The organism is Escherichia sp. TC-EC600-tetX4 (genome assembly GCF_019356055.1).
Taxonomy (GTDB): domain Bacteria; phylum Pseudomonadota; class Gammaproteobacteria; order Enterobacterales; family Enterobacteriaceae.
This window is the reverse complement of sequence record NZ_CP079924.1, coordinates 916,541-935,161: the sequence shown is the minus strand read 5'-3', so window position 1 is coordinate 935,161 and position 18,621 is coordinate 916,541. Positions and strand designations below refer to the sequence as shown.

The 18,621-nt window shown below is 53.0% G+C and carries 12 protein-coding genes; all 12 read right to left on the bottom strand.

Features of this window, described 5'->3' with window-relative positions:
- Window positions 1–28: 28 nt before the first annotated feature.
- Window positions 29–1,855, bottom strand: a complete 1,827-nt coding sequence (gene recD, locus KXD89_RS04480; protein WP_000775955.1) for an exodeoxyribonuclease V subunit alpha — start codon at window positions 1,853–1,855, stop codon at window positions 29–31.
- Entirely contained in the window at window positions 1,855–5,397 is a 3,543-nt protein-coding gene (gene recB, locus KXD89_RS04475) for an exodeoxyribonuclease V subunit beta (RefSeq protein WP_001285993.1), read from the bottom strand. Before recB ends, recD begins: the two co-directional genes overlap by 1 nt.
- A complete protein-coding gene (gene ptrA, locus KXD89_RS04470; RefSeq protein ID WP_001138201.1) occupies window positions 5,390–8,278 on the bottom strand; it encodes a pitrilysin in 2,889 nt (962 codons plus the stop codon). Before ptrA ends, recB begins: the two co-directional genes overlap by 8 nt.
- A gap of 175 nt (window positions 8,279–8,453) precedes the next feature.
- Window positions 8,454–11,822, bottom strand: coding sequence for an exodeoxyribonuclease V subunit gamma (gene recC, locus KXD89_RS04465; protein ID WP_000946938.1), 3,369 nt, complete (start codon window positions 11,820–11,822; stop codon window positions 8,454–8,456).
- A gap of 12 nt (window positions 11,823–11,834) precedes the next feature.
- On the bottom strand, window positions 11,835–12,158 hold the full coding sequence (locus tag KXD89_RS04460) for a prepilin-type N-terminal cleavage/methylation domain-containing protein (protein WP_001276460.1): 324 nt from the start codon (window positions 12,156–12,158) through the stop codon (window positions 11,835–11,837).
- Window positions 12,143–12,550, bottom strand: coding sequence for a DUF2509 family protein (locus KXD89_RS04455; RefSeq protein WP_001078376.1), 408 nt, complete (start codon window positions 12,548–12,550; stop codon window positions 12,143–12,145). Before KXD89_RS04455 ends, KXD89_RS04460 begins: the two co-directional genes overlap by 16 nt.
- The gene (locus tag KXD89_RS04450; RefSeq protein ID WP_001144315.1) at window positions 12,547–13,110 is read right to left on the bottom strand and encodes a prepilin peptidase-dependent protein; all 564 of its coding nucleotides are present in this window, start codon (window positions 13,108–13,110) and stop codon (window positions 12,547–12,549) included. Before KXD89_RS04450 ends, KXD89_RS04455 begins: the two co-directional genes overlap by 4 nt.
- Window positions 13,101–13,571 (bottom strand): prepilin peptidase-dependent protein, encoded by a 471-nt coding sequence (locus KXD89_RS04445; RefSeq protein ID WP_000857051.1) that lies wholly within the window; start codon window positions 13,569–13,571, stop codon window positions 13,101–13,103. Before KXD89_RS04445 ends, KXD89_RS04450 begins: the two co-directional genes overlap by 10 nt.
- Before the next feature lie 183 nt (window positions 13,572–13,754).
- Window positions 13,755–14,549 (bottom strand): thymidylate synthase, encoded by a 795-nt coding sequence (thyA, locus tag KXD89_RS04440; RefSeq protein WP_000816232.1) that lies wholly within the window; start codon window positions 14,547–14,549, stop codon window positions 13,755–13,757.
- 6 nt (window positions 14,550–14,555) lie between these two features.
- Entirely contained in the window at window positions 14,556–15,431 is an 876-nt protein-coding gene (lgt, locus tag KXD89_RS04435; RefSeq protein WP_000204658.1) for a prolipoprotein diacylglyceryl transferase, read from the bottom strand.
- 150 nt (window positions 15,432–15,581) lie between these two features.
- Window positions 15,582–17,828 (bottom strand): phosphoenolpyruvate--protein phosphotransferase, encoded by a 2,247-nt coding sequence (ptsP, locus tag KXD89_RS04430; protein WP_000957910.1) that lies wholly within the window; start codon window positions 17,826–17,828, stop codon window positions 15,582–15,584.
- A gap of 12 nt (window positions 17,829–17,840) precedes the next feature.
- Window positions 17,841–18,371 (bottom strand): RNA pyrophosphohydrolase, encoded by a 531-nt coding sequence (rppH, locus tag KXD89_RS04425; RefSeq protein ID WP_000564489.1) that lies wholly within the window; start codon window positions 18,369–18,371, stop codon window positions 17,841–17,843.
- Window positions 18,372–18,621 lie beyond the last annotated feature (250 nt).

The following is an 18,621-nucleotide window of genomic DNA, read 5'->3' as shown; positions in this document are numbered from 1 at the left end:
ACTCGTACGTCGCATCCGGCAATTACGTTTATTCCCGTGAACTAAACAACGCCGCCAGACCACTGCGCCGCTCAGTACGAGTGGCGATTGCCGCACTTAATATGCGCTCATCGGCATACAGCGACAGACGGCGACGCGCGCGGGTCACCGCGGTATAAACCAGCTCTCGCGTTACTACCGGCGTGCGTTGGCTCGGCAAAATCAACGCCGCATGGTCGAACTCCGATCCCTGCGATTTATGTACCGTCATCGCCCACGTAGTTTCGTGCTCTGGCAAGCGACTCGGTTGCACAGACTTAATATTGCCGTCCGGCATCGCAAACCAGACGCGCGTCCCCTGCCCGCGATCCAGCGCAATACCGATATCGCCATTAAACAACCCAAGCGCGCTGTCATTACGGGCAATCATCACCGGTCGACCTTCGTACCAACGAGAGTGCGGATGACGATGAATTTTGCGCTTCTGTTGCATAAACTGCTCAATTCGCTCATTCAGTCCAGCCACGCCAAACGGCCCTTCCCGCAGGGCGCACAAAAGCTGGTACTCATTGAACGCCTGAATGATTAAATCCGGCTCGGCACGCGCTTGCAGCAGATCCAGATAACGTCCGTAACCCGCAAGAGCTTCCTCAAGCATCGCAATATAATCTTCGCCGCTCTGTAAAAGCCGTTTTTCGATATCAGTAAAATCCTGCTGAAAAACGGTTTTCACTGCCGTTTTATCACCACGGTTGATCGCCGCAGCTAACTGACCAATGCCAGAATCGCTGCCGAAACGATAGCTTTTTTGCAGCAGGCAGAGACTGTCGCGCAAAGATGCCGCTTCTGTGCCGGTTCCTGCCGGAACGTGAGTCCCCGTCAGGCGGCTTAGCTGCCTGGCACGCTCGGCGGTAAAGCCCGCGTTGGCATAAGCGCAGATATCGCCCAGCACAGCCCCAGCCTCAACCGAGGCCAGTTGATCACGATCGCCGAGAAAGATCACTCGCGCATGATCGGGCAAGGCGTCGATCAGTCTCGACATCATAGGCAGATCGATCATTGACGCTTCATCTACCACCAGCACATCAAGATGCAGCGGGTTACCGGCATGATGACGTAAACGCTGGCTACCCGGCTGCGCGCCCAGCAATCGGTGCAAAGTGCTGGCATCTTCCGGAATGCGTTTCTTTTGTTCATCGGTCAGCGGTAACTGTCGCAAAGCCTTGCCGAGAGATTCGGTTAAGCGCGCGGCAGCTTTACCCGTTGGTGCAGCCAGACGGATACGGCAGCGTTCGCCGTCGGCCATTTGAATTAACGCTGCCAGCAACTTCGCTACGGTGGTCGTTTTACCGGTGCCAGGGCCGCCGGAAATCACCGAGATCCGCCGCGTCAGCGCCACTGCCGCCGCAACTTTTTGCCAGTTAATTTCATCGCTTACTGGAAAAAGTTTGTCCAGGGTTTGCGCCAGTAGAGCTTCATCAACCTCAATGGCATGATTCACTTCGTTGAAAAAGCGTGCCACTGTGCGCTCGTTACACCACATGCGATTCAAATAAAGACGATCGCCACAGAGGATCATCGGCGTGGGTTCATCTCCCCTGCTGACCGCTTGAGAAGCCAGCAAGCATTCTTCCCAATTTTGTAGCTCACCGATTTCACTGACACAGGTCGCCAACAGCGGATGCGACGCCTCGTTATTTTCCAGTCGTGAAAGCGGCAAACAAACGTGTCCCTCTCCGGCATCATGACTTAACAGTGCCGCCGCGAGGGTGACGGCAGGATGTTCATCTCCCGCCACGGTCAGGGCAAATTGCACATCCAGCGGGCGTAGCTGTTTGTGCTCCACAGCTTCCAGTAATTGCTTTTGCAATTTCATTACGCCTCCTCCAGGGTCATACCGGCAAACATCTCATCCATCAGGGCAATCAACCCGGCGTTGGGTCGGGTTGTGTAAATCCCCTGTTGCGGATGTTCTTTATCAACGCCACGCAGGAACAGATAAATAACGCCGCCAAAGTGGTGCTCATAGTCGTAATCAGCAATGCGATGGCGCAGATAACGATGCAGCGCCAGGGTATAAAGCTGATATTGCAGATCATAGCGGTGTGCCTGCATTGCCGCTGCCATAGCCTGTTGGGTGTAAGCCGAACTGTCTTCACCCAACCAGTTGGATTTATAGTCGAGCAGGTAATAACGCCCTTCGTGGCGGAACACCAGGTCGATAAAGCCTTTTAACATGCCACGTACCTGCATGAACTCCAGCGGCGGGCAGCCTGCGGATAGCGGGTCAAACTGGCGGATTAACGTATCAAGCTGACTGGCGATAAGCGGTTCACTAATCGGCAGATAAAACTCCATCTCCACCTGTTTATTGCGGGCGGAAAGTTGACTCAGGCTTACGCCGGTTTCATTGAGAGGTGCCTGGAGGACAGCCGTGATCCACTCGGTCAATACCGGTTCCCACTGCGATTCAAAGCCGCCGAGTTCCAGTTTTTCCCGCACCCAGTTCGGGTCAACCGGCTGGGTAAAATCCAGGTCTTCAAACAAACTGTGCAAGAACGTCCCCGGTGACGCACCGCGCGGAAACTGATGTGGTGTTAACGTCGGTTCTTCAACGACGCTGGCAACGCCTGCAGCATCGACATCCAGCCGAGGCATCAAATCCTGGGCGATACCGTGACCACGCTGTTGCAAACCAGAGTAGCTGGTGACGCGCCAGTTATCGCCGGGCAATCGTTGTAACGTCTTCGCATTCAGCTCTGCTGTAGAAACATCATTAACCTGCCAGGGTTGGTTATCACCAGTTTGTGCCGTTTGCCAGGCAATATCATCATCGCATAACGCTTCAATACAGGTGCGAAGCCCTGCCGCATCTTGCGGTTCCCCTTTTTGCAGCAAACGCCCGAGCGCACTTTGGTGGACGTCGGTGTCACCTTTTTTATCGCCACGACGGCGCACCAGCGGTGCAACGCCGAGACTGCAATGCCAAACCGAACGTGTCAGCGCCACGTAAAGCAAACGCAGATCTTCCGCCAGACGTTCGGCCTCCGCGAGGTCGACGCTTTCTGGCGCAGCATTAAGATCCAGAACTGCCTCAAACGAGTGGCGATCGTGATAAAACGCCTGCTCCTGGACGCGGAAATTGGTGATAAACGGCAGCCAGACCAATGGATATTCCAGCCCTTTCGATTTGTGGATCGTGACAATCTGCACCAGATGTTTATCACTTTCGAGACGCATTTGTTGGCTGGAGGCATTACTGTCTGGCTCGAGGATATGTTGCGATAACCAGCGTACCAGCGCATGTTCACTTTCCAGCTGCGTTCCGGCTTCTTGTAGCAGTTCGCTGATATGCAAGATATCGGTAAGACGCCGCTCACCGCCTGCCGTTGCCAGCAAGTTTTCAGCAATGTTACGCGCCGACATCAGCGCCCGCAGCATCGGCATAACGCCACGTTTGCGCCAGATTTGCCGATAACCATCGAACTCTTCGACTACCACATCCCACGCATGTTCGTCATTGTTCAGCGTTTCGATATCCAGCGCGTTCAGCCCCATCATTGACGTTGCCAGCGCACTACGCAGGGTGTTCTCACGTTCGGGCGTCATCACCGCCTGCAACAACCAAAGCATTTCCTGCGCTTCCAGAGTTTCAAAAACACTGTCGCGGTTCGAAAGGTAAACGGAAGGGATTTCCAGCAACGTTAAGGCATCGCGCACCTGGGCGGCCTCCTGGCGGCTGCGCACCAGCACACTGATGTCCGAAGCACGCACCGGACGCGCGTCGTCGCCGTTCATCAGCAACGCTTCGCCCCGCTGTCCGGCTTGTAGCCAGTCGCGGATTTGCGCAGCACATACCTGCGCCATGGTACTTTGATAATCGCCAACGCCGCAGCTTTCGCCTTCCATCAGCCACATTTTCATCGCAGGCTGTGTTTCACCTTTAAATACAAAACGTAACGCCTGATTTTTCCCGGCTGATTTCACTGGAATAAACGGTATTTCGCGAAACATGAACGCGTCATCAGTCTGGCTGAAAAGCTTATTCACGCTGTTCACCATTCCTGGTGCGGAACGCCAGTTGGTGTCTAAAGTGTAGTGGGCGTGAACTTCGCTACGCGCCTTCATATAAGTGAAGATATCCGCACCCCGGAATGCATATATGGCCTGCTTCGGGTCGCCAATTAGCAACAATGCGGTTTCCGGCTGATGGTGCCAGATACGGCGAAAAATTCGGTACTGCTGGGGGTCGGTATCCTGAAATTCATCGATCATTGCCACCGGGAATCGCGTACGGATCGCCGCTGCCAACACCTCACCGCTTTCGCTACGCAGCGCGGAATCGAGCCGACTTAACATGTCATCAAAACCCAATTCGCCACGGCGGCGTTTTTCACGCGCTACTGTTTCGCGGATCTCAGCCAATGCGCGGGTGATCACCAGATCGCGGATCGACAATGGTTCTGCAAGCAGTTGATCGATCGCCTCAAACAGTGGATGTCGCGGGGTTTCCCCCCCGGCCTTCGTGCGATCTTCTAAGAAACGCTGGGAGAATTTTTCCAGCGACTCCGGCAACTGATAACTGTTTGTCTCTTCTTCTGCCCAGGCGCTGATCTTGTCGATCCATTTAGCCTGATTGCTACGGTTAAACTTGCGTCGATCAATACCAGAAGATTCGATCAGCGCATCCAGTTCACCCACTGCGTCGCGCCACTGCTGTTTTACCGTATCAATACGCGCCACAATTTGCGCGTGACGGGAAGCCAGCGTTTCATCATCGGGCGGCGGTGCTTTGATAACCGGCGCTTCGCCTTGCAGATAACGATTAATATCGCGCAGCAACGCCTGCGGCCCTTTCCAGGTTTCAAAGACGACCTGGGCTATTTCACGCGGCAGCGGGTAGCAGTGGCGACGCCAGAAATCGGCGCAGGCCTGGTAGCGTAGCAGAGACTCATCTTCAATCAGCTGCTGCTCAAACAGCATGCCGGATTCAAAGGCATTCAGGTTGAGCATGCGCTGGCAAAAGCCGTGAATAGTAAAGACTGCCGCTTCATCCATCTGCCGTTCGGCTAACAACAACCACTGCGCGGCTTGCGCTTTATCGTCGATCTCTTCCAGCAGGCGTTCGTACAGTGGATTGTCGGTGGTTTCACGCAGACAGGCGATGCGCAACTCGTGGATATTGCTACGGATACGACCGCGCAATTCTGCCGTGGCAGCCTCGGTAAAGGTGACCACCAGCAGTTCTTCAACGGTCAGCGGGCGGGGAAAGGCGGCGGAACCGCCTAGTCCAAGTAACAGGCGCAAATAGAGCGCCGCAATCGTAAAGGTTTTGCCTGTGCCGGCAGAGGCTTCAATCAGGCGCTCACCCTGTAAGGGCAAGCGCAAAGGATCTAGTGTCTCGGCGACATCACTCATTCTTTTCACTCATCAGGGGCATTGTTTGCTGCAACGCGCTGACGTTCTCCCACACTTTCCAGCCTTCAGGGTGTACATATTCGGCTTTCCCGTTCTGGCTGCCGGAAATCTGCGACAGAATAGCCATGCCTTGCGGCTCGACCACCGCCTGATGGAAGAAATCAGCAAGTTTTTGCGGCGTCAGCAGTTTTATCTGGGCCACGATTTTATCACGCGAATCGAAGCGCATATTGCCGCGATCGAAATCTTTACTTAACTTCGATGCTTCTTCGCCGAGCGTTTGCGGTGCCTGCAGCATCTGGGTAATTACCGCCTGCTGGATTTGCGCAAACTCATCTGGCTTCATCGCTCGCAATTTTGCCTCTGCGGTTGGGAAAAACGCCTTGTAACGCTCCCACAAGAATGAAGGCTGTTTATCATTGCTTTGCAAAAGGAAGCCCATGCCCCACTGACGCCCCACGCTCATTGGAAACGCAAACACGGCATAGCCCAATTGTTCTTCGGTACGCAACTGATTGTAGAACCACGGCTGTACGATCTGCCCCAACAGAGAGCTATAGGCTGAGCTGGTGTATTCATCGTAGCCAGTCGGTACAAATACCGCTGCCAGTGCGGAGTCGGTGCTGTTACCGGCTTTTTCAAAGATGACGGATTGTTTTTTATCGACCACTACATCTTTGTTTCGACACCACTCTGAACCATCAGCGCCCAACTGTTTTTGCACATCGCGTGCCAGCGTTGTTGCCTGGGCCTCGGTCATGTTGCCGATAACCATAAACTCTGGTCGAGCCCCTGATTTTAAGGCGTCGCGATAGGCCAGCACCTCTTTCAACGTAATGGAGGGCAAAATTTTACGCCGTTCATCTCGCGAGAAGTACGGCACTTGCGAGAGCATCTGCGCGGGCATAATCGCCTGCTCAAACGCTTTACCCTTTTCTGCGGAATCCATCATCTGGTTATACCAGGACTTCGCCTGCTCAAGCTGATCTTCCGTAGCGGTATAGCTAAAGTACCCCTCGAGCAATGCCTGGAACAGCTGCGGCAGACGCTGGGTGTAACCATTAGCATTAACCATAAGGCCGTTGTTAGCGTTGGTGGAAAAACTTATGCCACCAACCGACGCCTGGTTGCTTAACTGATCAAGCGCCAGCCCTGCGAGATAATCATTGAGCGCAAACATCACCTGATTGCGGGCGCTGTCCATGGCTTTCGGATTACGCAAAATCAGGCTGACATCAGCTTTGGGCTCGCTGGCAAAATAACGGCTTGGCGCATACACCACGCGCAGATTCGACTCATCAACAATCAGCTCTGGATGGTCGTATTTCTTCTCTGACTTAATCAGCGAGAAATCATCAGGAATATAAGGGTTAAGCTCTGGCAAAGAGAGCGCAATGTCGGCGGCTTTTTTCTGCCAGTCGGCGAAAGTTTGTGCGCTGATTTTATCGACCTGATACGGCGCATCGACAAAGTAAGCCGTTTTGTTGTGCGGCTCTTTCGGGCTGATATACCAGATACGCGCATTCTGCGGCGTCATCATCGCCAGACGTTCCTTTACTGCTTTAGCATCGTACCGATCGGCAATATTGACTGCATCCAGCGTATGCTCAACAGGAACGCGAATCATGGTATCTGCCAGCCATTCGACGTAATCCATATCACGGGTGATCGACGGATAACGGAAGTCGATATCCAGCACATTCGCCAGTTCATCGAAGTATTGTTTATCAATGCCTTTTTCACGTAACAGATTGAGATAGCTAAAAATTGCCGCCACAACCTGATCGCGATTAGCCAGGCCTTTATCGGTTAAAGACGCAGAGATCGCTAATACGCCGCTGTTGCCGTTGACGATAGGATCGGAGTTGGCGCTAATGCCCTCAACTAATCCCTGCTTTTGCAGCCAGTCAGAAAGTGTACCTGGGCTGCGATTGCCAATCAGATAGGTAATCAATTCATCGGTTTTACTACGGAACTTCGCTGAGTTGTTATCGATGCGAAACTCAACGCGCAACACTTTACGCGGCAGCGCAGGGACGTAATGAATGATAATGCCCTTTTGCGCGTCGGTGACTACCGGCACGGTGATTTCCGGTTTTTTGCTCTCTTTGTTCGGCACGCGACCAAAGGTGTCCGCCGCCATTTTTGCCAACTCCGGCAGCGGTTTATTACTGTAAATAACCGCCTTCATCAAATTGGCGGAATAGTACTTCTCGTGGAAATCTTTCAGCGCCTGCTGCACCGGATTACCAGGTTTGTCGCTTAAAGTTTCGAGGTTACCACCAGAAAACTTTGAACCGGGGTGTGCCGGGTTAATGGTTTCTGCGCTGACCTGTGCCATGCGCATCCCGTCACGCGTACGCGCCATGGTTAATTCAGCGTTCACCGCATTACGCTCACGTTCGGCATATTTCTTGTCGAGCAAAGGTTCAGCAATAGCATCGGCCAGGCGGTCTACCGCACCAGGCAAGGCGTCGTTCTCAACTTCCAGATAGAAAGCCGTGCGATACGGCGCAGTGCTGGCATTGTGACTACCGCCGTGCATTTTGAGATATTCGGCCAGACTGTCAGCCTGCGGGTACTTTTTCGACCCCATCAGACTCATATGTTCAAGGTAATGTGCCAGCCCCTGGTACGCCTCGGGATCTTCCAGCGACCCAACGGGCACCACCAGCGCCGAGAGCGATTTAACTGCCTGCGGATCAGAAACCAGCAAGACCACCATACCGTTATCCAGACGTATAGCCTGATACTGGCGGTTATCTTTATCACTTTTACGGATGGTTTCCTGAATCGGCTGCCATCCCGTTTCTGCCTGACTTAAGGGTGCCCAAAGGGCAACTAACAACAATAATGCTTTGAACCAGGTGCTGCGGGGCATTCACGGACCTCATAATCAACTTAATTTTCTGTCCAGATTCAACACGTTAACGCAAATCATCTGCCAGAATTTAATCTTGTGCTGCACGAGTCAGCCTATGTTTATATAACCATCAGTCCGTGACTGGTGCGCATCATAAAGTAAGCGGATAGATTGCGCAATTTTTATACAGCACTCATGACTGATTAAAGCGAAACAGCGGTAACAGGAAACGTTGCGACTGTTCAACGATGGCCTCCATTGTCTCTGGTGTTAATTGCCGCCAGAGCCTTTGATACCAGATATCATCACCTTCGCCACGCACCATCATGTTGCCTTCGTAAGCCTGAAGGAATTTCGTACGGGCTTTTTGCAACGTGGAATCGTCATCCAGCATGGCATCGTTTTGCGCGTCATAACAGGTTTTTAGCCACGCGCCGCCACTTTCAGGTAACACCAGCAATGGCGCGGACATTCCTTCACGATACCCCTCAATCAGTTGTGAGAGGTAATGCAAAGCCTGTTCGGCTGCAAGCGGCGGAAAACGCCACTCGCCGTCTTTGCGTAGAAAAAGGCGACTTTCACCATTACCACCGCTGGCACAGTAGACAAGGTGTTCCAGCCAAAGTTGCATTCCCTGGGCCACACTTAATAAAGAGGGACGCCAGCGCAACAGGCCATCCGGCTGCACCTGCGGCAACCAGCCAGTTATCTGCACACCGTTGCAGGCGAGATCAATTTCCATACTCTGCCCCGGCTGGCGACAGGCAATGACTCTGTCGGCAAGCTGCTGCATCTCCTGGCACTGTGTTTCCCAGAAAATTTCACCAAAAGCGCCATACGGTAAATCCCCTGCCGCTCGGAAGCGGCGGAACAAGCGTTCGGCATCATCCTGCTCAACCAGTGCATTCAATAACTGCTGATTGATTTGATAACGGCTAAGTCCTTCCAGAATAAATGGCTCGGTGTCGGGGATTTCGCTGTCTTCAGTACGGAAGTTCACCTGCAAACGCATCTGGAAAAATGCCCGCACCGGATGTGCCCAGAATCGTTGTAGCGTTTCCAGCGGCACGGTTTCCGGTAAGGTAAACGGCAGCGGCTGAACAAATTCAGAATGTGCTTTACCAGCCTGGCTGGCCGCAGGTAGCCATTCACGAGCATAGCTTTGTCGTTCGCCTGGCTGGTAGTTTTGTGGATCAAACGGCATCCGGGTATGGAGGCAAGTAAGATGCGCTTTTACCCTTGCCTCGCTTTCATCACAGTTGAGCGCTTCATCGCCCGGTAGATAATGACTTTGCCCGATGTAGTCGATCAGTTCCTGCACCAGTACCGACGGGAAACGCTCACTGTTATCCTGAATGGAACGACCGATATAGCTGATATAGAGTTTTTGCTGCGCGGAAATTAACGCTTCCAGGAACAGATAGCGGTCGTCATCGCGACGGCTACGGTCGCCACGCTTCGGTTTCTGGCTCATCAGGTCAAAGCCCAATGGCGCAAGCTGACGTGGATAAACGCCGTCGTTCATTCCCAGCAGGCAAACCACTTTGAACGGAATTGAACGCATTGGCATCAGAGTACAAATGTTAACCGGTCCGGCGAGAAAACGCTGGCTGATACGTTCTTGATCCAGACGCTGTGCCAGTTCATCACGCAATAGTGACAGCGGCACCGCGTCGCCATACTGCGCACCTAAACCTTCGGCGATAATCGCCTGCCATTGTTGTTCGATCAGCGTCATCGCCGCTTCGGTTTCCGCATCCGGCAGGAAGAAGGCGTTGAGCATATCGCGACAAACCGGCAACCACTCTTCCAGCGGACGCTCCTGTGCCAGCCCGCGACGCCAGATGTTTAGCTGCATTAGCAGTGAAGCCAGATGCCCCACCAGTTCTGCAATTAAGCCGCTCGATTCATCATAAGGTAGAACCGATTGCCACTCGCCCTGCGCGCTCTCCATCGCGTAGCCCAACAACATACGCGTCAGGCCAAATCGCCAGGTGTGTTGTCCGGTGGCGGGGAGTTCCAGCTCGCGAACGTTGTCGTCATCTATGCCCCAACGAATGCCGGATTCGTTGACCCACTGGCGTAAATAACGCAGCCCTTCTTCGGTGATGTCAAACCGCGCCGCCAGCACCGGCACATCCAGCAACGCCAGCACATCCTCTGACACAAAACGACTGTCAGGCAGTGATAACAGGCTGATAAACGCTTCCAGTACCGGATGTGACTGCCGCGCACGACGGTCGGAAATGGCGTAAGGTAGGTAACGATCCGCAGGTGCGCTACCAAACACAGCCTGAATAAACGGACTGTAGCTGTCGATATCAGCCACCATCACGATGATGTCGCGCGGAGTAAGTGTCGGGTCTTCCTCCAGCATCGCCAGCAGGCGATCGTGTAAAACTTCAACTTCACGCTGCGGGCTATGGCAAACGTGGAAGGTGATACTGCTATCCAGTGGATCAAGCGGGCGTTTGTTATCGCTACGGGAAAACTCTTCGATGTTCACACCAGCAACGGCGCGGTTTTCCAGTTCCAGAATGTCAGACTGAATGTTATGCAGCAGGTTATCTGGCGTGACATCGACAAAGGCGTCCAGCTCCTGGCTGCTCTCCAGGTCAGAAAGGAGATAAATGTAGTCGCGCCCAAGCTTACCCCATGAAGCCAGCAGCGGGTTGCCGACATCCTGTTCACCATCGCTGTTAAAGAGCTGCCCGGCATTTTCGCTATCACGAAATAGCGGCAATTCGCGATCTTCAAAACTGTGTCGACGCTGACGGGTCAGCAGTTTCGCCAGATAAGCAGGATCTTTAATATCGCCCCAGTAATAACGGCAGGGGTTGGTAAACAGGAGATGGATTTCAATATGTTTACCCAGCGCCTGTAGCGCCTGGAGATAAACAGGCGGTAACGCGGAAATACCGCATATAAAGACGCGCGAAGGTAACCCCGGCGGGCAGGTCGTCGCGGACTCCAGCGTTTCGATAAAGCGCTGATAGAGATTGGCGCGGTGCCAGCGCGGTTGCCCGAGTTGATGGGTATATTCCACCAGCGCCTTCCACAACGGGGCTTGCCAGGCCTGTGCTTCTCCCAGCCCTTCAACCAAATGTCCTGTTTCCCACTGTGCCAGCCAGTCCGGACGATAGACCAGATACTGGTCAAACAGGTCCGCCGCTTTTGAGGAAAGCTGGAACAGTTTTCGCTTGTCGCTATCGTCAGTCAGATAATGCCGCAACAGGGTAAAGTCTTCGCGCTCCAGCAATTGCGGCAGCAGAGTCATCAGTTTCCAGCTCATGCTCTGTTTGTTAAAGGCGCTCTCTTTGGGGATTTCCGGTAACACCCGGACGAACATATCCCAGATAAAGCTCGCTGGCAGCGGAAAATCAATGTTTGCCGCAATACCAAACTTTTGCGACAGGGTCATTTGCAGCCACTGTGCCATACCGGTACTTTGCACCAGAATCATCTCTGGTTCGAAAGGATCGTCCAGCCGTTCGCGTTCGACAATAAACTCCATCAACGCTTCCAGCACGTCCAGACGATTGGAATGGTAGACCCTTAACATAGCGGCTCCTGACTACTGACGATTCGGGCAATGCAGGCGGGTCATCTCGCCTTCTCTGCCCCCGGGTGAAACTAGCGTAACGCTGATGCTGACACATCCCGCCTGCGATGTCTGCATTCGGTTGACCTGCCAGTTGGCAGGTGGCGAAATCGCGCGCAGTTGCGTTTGCTGCCAGCCATGCCGCCAGAGCTGTTGGTACTGGTTTCTGCTGGCAAGACTGTTCATTAATGTTCGCTGGAAACCCGATAACGCAGTGACAATCATCACCATCAACACCATCGCCAACATTACCTCCGGCAGGCTAAAGCCTTGTTGATTCTTCAGGGAAGCTGACATAACGCCCTCTCTTTCAGCGGACAAAAATCGCTCCAGCCGCGTGGCGAAAAAACAATGTTTCCATCAATGACTTCGCCTGTTCGCCACAACGAAACGCCTTCATAACCGGCAATCAATAAGGCTTCATTATCTGCCAGTAAACGCAAACAAACCTGGGCATCGGTTTCAGCGTACTGCGAGCACTGAACTGCTGGCTGCGTCTGCCAGCAGTGCATTTTTCCCCACGCCAGCGCCGACTGAACGATGGCCTGGCGGCGCAATGACTGACTTTCCATGCTCACGCGAGAGGCAAAACTGCGATCCTGTTGGCTCATTCCTTGTAATAGCAAACTACCCAAAACCAGCAGCATCAGGACCAGAGCCAGTGACGAAACACCCTTTTCGCGGTTCACAGGTTGAATCCTGTCACGCTATAGCTGGCATTCACCACGGTTTGCGGTTCAGACTTACTGGCAGCACGCATATTAACCGTCAACACCGGCGAGAAGCCGCTGACATCCTGACGTACGACCTGAAAAGTGTCGATAATGATGGCATCCGGATTAGTGACTTTATCCCAGCCCTTACCTTCACAGGATGTCGCACCGCGTAGCGTTTCCAGCACATGCTCCTTCAGACGAAATCCAATCTGGTCGGACTCTTTTACCGGTTCGCGATCCCAGATACCGTTACTGTTCGCATCCCACTGCACAATGACACAGTCACCCTGTCCGACAATTTCCAGCCCTTCGCCGGTACAGATGCCATGACAATAACCCGCCCTCTGGAGATGCTTCGCGACGGTAAATACCCGCAGCCAGATTTCATCTTCCAGCGCCAGCTTACGGGTGCTCGTTAAACTTTCACGCTGTAACGCAGGCAGAAAGCGTGCCGCCCCCAGCAACAATACGCTACTGATCGCCATAGCAATCAACACTTCCAGCAGAGAAAAACCTTGCTCTTTTACAGGCATCCTTCTGTTTCTCCTTGCTGACAAAGCCGGAGTCTTCCCCACGGCGAAACCACCAGCCACCACTCGCCCGTTGAGTTTTTGAAGCGAATATGCCCGGCCCATGCGGTATTGCGCAGGCCAAAGAAAGCAAGCGAAGGTGTCAGGTCGCTCATTTCGACTTCGGGCCAGCGTGGCACAAAGACCAATGGTGAACTGCCATGACAGGTATTGGCCCCAGCAGCGGAACTCACAAGGCACCATAACGTCCCCTCCCTGATAACGCTGATACTGTGGTCGCGGTTATGCCAGTTGGCATCTTCACGTAAATAGAGCAAATAGTCCCGCGCCTGGCTGGCGGTTTGCCATAGCCGTTGCGACTGCTGCCAGTATTGCCAGCCATAGAGTCCACTTGCGCTTAGCATGACCAAAATCAGCATCGCGACCAGCGTTTCAATCAGCGTATAACCACGTTGTGTTTTCATGCCGGCAGTATGGAGCGAGGAGAAAAAAAGACGAGGGCCAGTTTCTATTTCTTCGGCGCATCTTCCGGACTATTTACGCCGTTGCAGGACGTTGCAAAATTTCGGGAAGGCGTCTCGAAGAATTTAACGGAGGGTAAAAAAACCGACGCACACTGGCGTCGGCTCTGGCAGGATGTTTCGTAATTAGATAGCCACCGGCGCTTTAATGCCCGGATGCGGATCGTAGCCTTCAATCTCAAAGTCTTCGAAACGGTAGTCGAAGATGGATTCGGGTTTACGTTTGATAATCAACTTCGGCAGCGGACGCGGTTCGCGGCTTAATTGCAGATGAGTTTGATCCATATGGTTGCTGTACAGATGCGTGTCGCCACCGGTCCAGACAAAATCACCCACTTCCAGATCGCACTGCTGCGCCATCATATGCACCAATAACGCGTAGCTGGCAATGTTGAACGGCAGGCCGAGGAAGACGTCACAGGAGCGCTGATAAAGCTGGCAAGAGAGTTTGCCGTCTGCCACATAGAACTGGAAGAATGCATGGCACGGTGCCAGCGCCATTTTATCCAGTTCGCCTACGTTCCACGCTGAAACAATAATGCGGCGCGAATCCGGGTCGTTTTTCAGCTGGTTCAGTACCGTAGTGATCTGGTCAATATGACGACCATCTGGCGTTGGCCAGGCGCGCCACTGTTTACCATACACTGGCCCGAGGTCGCCGTTTTCATCGGCCCATTCGTCCCAGATGGTGACATTGTTTTCGTGTAGATAAGCAATGTTAGTGTCGCCCTGCAGAAACCACAGCAGTTCATGGATGATGGAACGCAGGTGGCAACGTTTAGTTGTCACCAGCGGGAATCCATCTTGCAGGTTAAAACGCATCTGATGACCAAAAATGGAAAGCGTTCCGGTTCCGGTACGGTCGTTTTTCTGTGTGCCTTCGTCGAGCACTTTTTGCATCAGTTCTAAATACTGTTTCATGGTTCCTCAGGAAACGTGTTGCTGTGGGCTGCGACGATATGCCCAGACCATCATGATCACACCCGCGACAATCATCGGGATGGAAAGAATTTGCCCCATGCTGATGTACTGCACCCAGGCACCGGTAAACTGCGCGTCGGGCTGGCGGAAAAACTCAACAATGATGCGAAACGCGCCGTAACCAATCAGGAACAAACCTGAGACAGCTCCCATTGGGCGTGGTTTACGAATATACAGGTTGAGGATAATAAACAGCACCACACCTTCCAGCAGCAGCTCGTAAAGCTGTGATGGGTGGCGCGGCAGCACACCGTAAGTGTCGAAAATGGATTGCCACTGCGGGTTGGTTTGCAGCAGCAAAATATCTTCTGTACGGGAGCCAGGGAACAGCATGGCAAACGGGAAGTTCGGGTCAACGCGGCCCCACAATTCACCGTTAATAAAGTTGCCCAGACGCCCGGCACCAAGACCAAACGGAATGAGTGGTGCGATAAAATCAGAGACCTGGAAGAAGGAACGTTTAGTACGGCGGGCGAAGATAATCATCACCACGATAACGCCAATCAGGCCGCCGTGGAAAGACATGCCGCCGTCCCAGACACGGAACAGATACAGCGGATCGGCCATAAACTGCGGGAAATTGTAGAACAGAACATAACCAATACGTCCCCCGAGGAAGACGCCGAGGAAGCCCGCATAGAGTAAGTTTTCAACTTCATTTTTGGTCCAGCCGCTGCCCGGACGATTCGCCCGTCGTGTTGCCAGCCACATTGCAAAAATGAAACCCACCAGATACATCAGGCCGTACCAGTGAAGCGCCACGGGTCCTATTGAGAAAATGACCGGATCAAACTCCGGAAAATGCAGATAGCTACTGGTCATCTGTCACCACAAGTTCTTGTTATTTCGCTGAAAGAGAACAGCGATTGAAATGCGCGCCGCAGGTTTCAGGCGCTCCAAAGGTGCGAATAATAGCACAAGGGGACCTGGCTGGTTGCCGGATACCGTTAAAAGATATGTATATGATCCGCGCTATAACCCTCCGCGAATCAGCCCGCCCATGCCGCGACGCTCCATAAAGGCTGCAACCTGATGGCGAACTTCGGTCGCCAGTTGCGCTTCCAGACTACGCTGCGCAAGATTTTCTGCTTCGGCATAATCAATGCGCCGCAGCAGGTATTTTGCCCGCGCTACAGAACGTCCGTTCATAGACAGATGGCGATACCCAAGCCCAATGAGGATTGCCACGCACATGGGATCGCCCGCCATTTCACCGCACAAACGGAGATCGATTCCATGTATTTCCGCTTCCCGGGCGATCATCGCCAGAGCTCGTAACATTGCAGGATGAAGACTGTCATAAATGTTCGCCACCCGGGTATTGTTGCGATCAACGGCCAGAATGTATTGAGTCAGATCGTTGGTGCCAACAGAGATGAAATCGACCCGCTTTGCCAGATGCGGCAGCATAAATACCATTGACGGCACTTCCAGCATGATGCCGATACGTGGTTTGGGAATTTCGTAACCGATCATCTCCTCGACTTCACGTCCGGCACGTTCAATCAGGCGGCGTGCTTCATCAACTTCATCGAGGCTTGTGACCATCGGCAACAGAATATTCAGGTTGCCCGTAGCGGCATTAGCACGCAGCATCGCCCGCACCTGGATCAAGAAGATCTCCGGCTGATCGAGCGTAATGCGAATCCCACGCCAACCCAGGCATGGATTCTCTTCGCTGATCGGCATGTAAGGCAGCTGCTTATCTGCTCCGACATCCAGCGTACGCAAGGTGACGGGTTTATCATTGAACATTTGCAGCATCCCCTGATACTGCGCCACCTGTTCTTCTTCCGACGGGAAACCACTTTGCAGCATGAATGGGATTTCAGTGCGATAAAGACCGATGCCATCAATACGGCTGCCCAGTTTTTCTTCATGTTCCGGGCTTAAACCAGCATTGAGCATGACTTTTATACGCTCACCGCTTTTTAACTGCGCGGGTAAATTGACGTCATCTTCCGCCAGACGGCTAAGCTCAATCTCTTCACTAATTAGCCGCTGATATTCTTGCAGCAGTACCGGCTCCGGATCGACCAGCAATTCACCGCGATAGCCATCAACGATCAGCGTCCTACGATGCAGCACCGAAGGCTGAATATCCGCGCCCATCACGGTAGGGATCCCCAGCGCACGTACCATGATCGCAGCATGGGAGTTGGCTGCGCCATCTCGCACGACAACACCGACTAAGCGATCCTGGGGCAGCTCAGCAAGCGTTGTCGCTGACAGTTCATCTGCCACCAGAATGAAACGTTCCGGCCAGGCGTTCGGCCCTTGATTAGCGTCATCAAGATGAAACAGCAATCGCTGACCCAGCGCACGTAAATCGCCAGCCCGCTCTTTGAGATAGTTATCACTTAGCGCGGCAAACTGTTCGGCAAATTTTTCAATGACCGTTTTTACCGCCCACTCTGCCACCGAGCCTTTATCAACCTCGGCAAACAATTCGCGACGCAGCCGGGTGTCCGAAAGCAGGTGCGAGTAAAGATCGAAAATAGCCGCCGTTTCTTTTTGTGCACCGGCGGCAAAGCGTTTGCTGTAGCGGCGAAACTCGTTTGCCGCTTCTTCCAGCGCCCCGGTCAGTCGTTCGCGTTCCAGAGCCGGATCCAGCGTTGATGCCTGATACACCTGTTCCATTAAAGGTAACGTGGCATCCTGCCAGCCTTCGGCAATCGCCACACCAGGTGCTGCCGGTAATGCGCGGATTCGCGTCTGGCGATATTGCCCAAACAAGGCAGTCAACTGCGACTGAGAAAGAATAGCTGCCATCTGGGTGGCAAGCGTCACCAGGAAGGATTCTTCACTTTCGTCATACTGGCGCAACTCTCGTTGCTGTACCACCAGTACACCAAGCAACTGGCGACGTTGAATAATTGGTACGCCTAAAAACGCGCGGAAACGTTCTTCTTTTACGGAGGGGATGTATTTGAAGCTGGGGTGCTTTTGCGCATCTGCAAGGTTTATCGGTTCCGCCAGCCTGCCAACCAGGCCGACGATCCCTTCATCAAACGCGAGCGTTACAGTGCGACCGCGTGGTTTTTTCAGCCCCCGGGTCGCCATCAGGTAGTAACAACGTCGATCATGATCGGCCAGGTAGACCGAACAGACCTCGGTATCCATCGCAAGACAGATGTCGGTAACCAGAATATTTAACGCCTCATTCAGGCGTGGTGCGCTGGCTACCTTTTCGACTATTTCGCGCAGGCGAGTGAGCATAATTGGCGTGACTTAACCTCTTTTACGTCGATAAGCAGATGCGTTTTGTGGTTTTGGCGTATTTTCCTGCAGTGACATCACCACACTCGCGAACTCTTTCATTACCCTACGGTAGACATCACGTTTAAATGACACCACCTGTCTGACCGGATACCAGTAACTTACCCATCGCCAGCCGTCAAACTCTGGTGTACTGCTGGTTTGCATATTGATTTCTGCATCGCCGCTCACCAGCTGCAAGAGAAACCATTTTTGTTTTTGGCCGATACAAACCGGCTTCGTGTCCCAACGCACCAAACGTTTCGGTAATTTGTAGCGCAACCAGTTACGCGTTGAAGCAAGGATTCGAACGTCTTTGCGGCTTAATCCTACTTCTTCAAACAATTCACGGTACATCGCCTGCTCTGCGGATTCTCCGGGGTTGATTCCGCCTTGCGGAAATTGCCAGGAGTGCTGACCAAATCGCCGGGCCCACATTACCTGCCCCTGGCGATTACAAATCACGATACCTACGTTTGGGCGGTAGCCATCGTCATCAATCACCGGACTACCTCAAAATAAAGCTTTATATACGAATGATTGTTTCATACTCCAGGAAGACGGTAAACCACTCTCTGCAGGGCATTACACACTAATAACAATTGAATAACTCACAGTTATGTGCAGAGTTATAAACAGAGGAAGGGGTGGATAGCCGTTTTTATTCACCTTTTCTGTGGATAGAGTTGTGAAGAACTACGGAATTACTACGGGAAAACCCGGAGCATTCTGAATAAGCCCGATATAGACATTT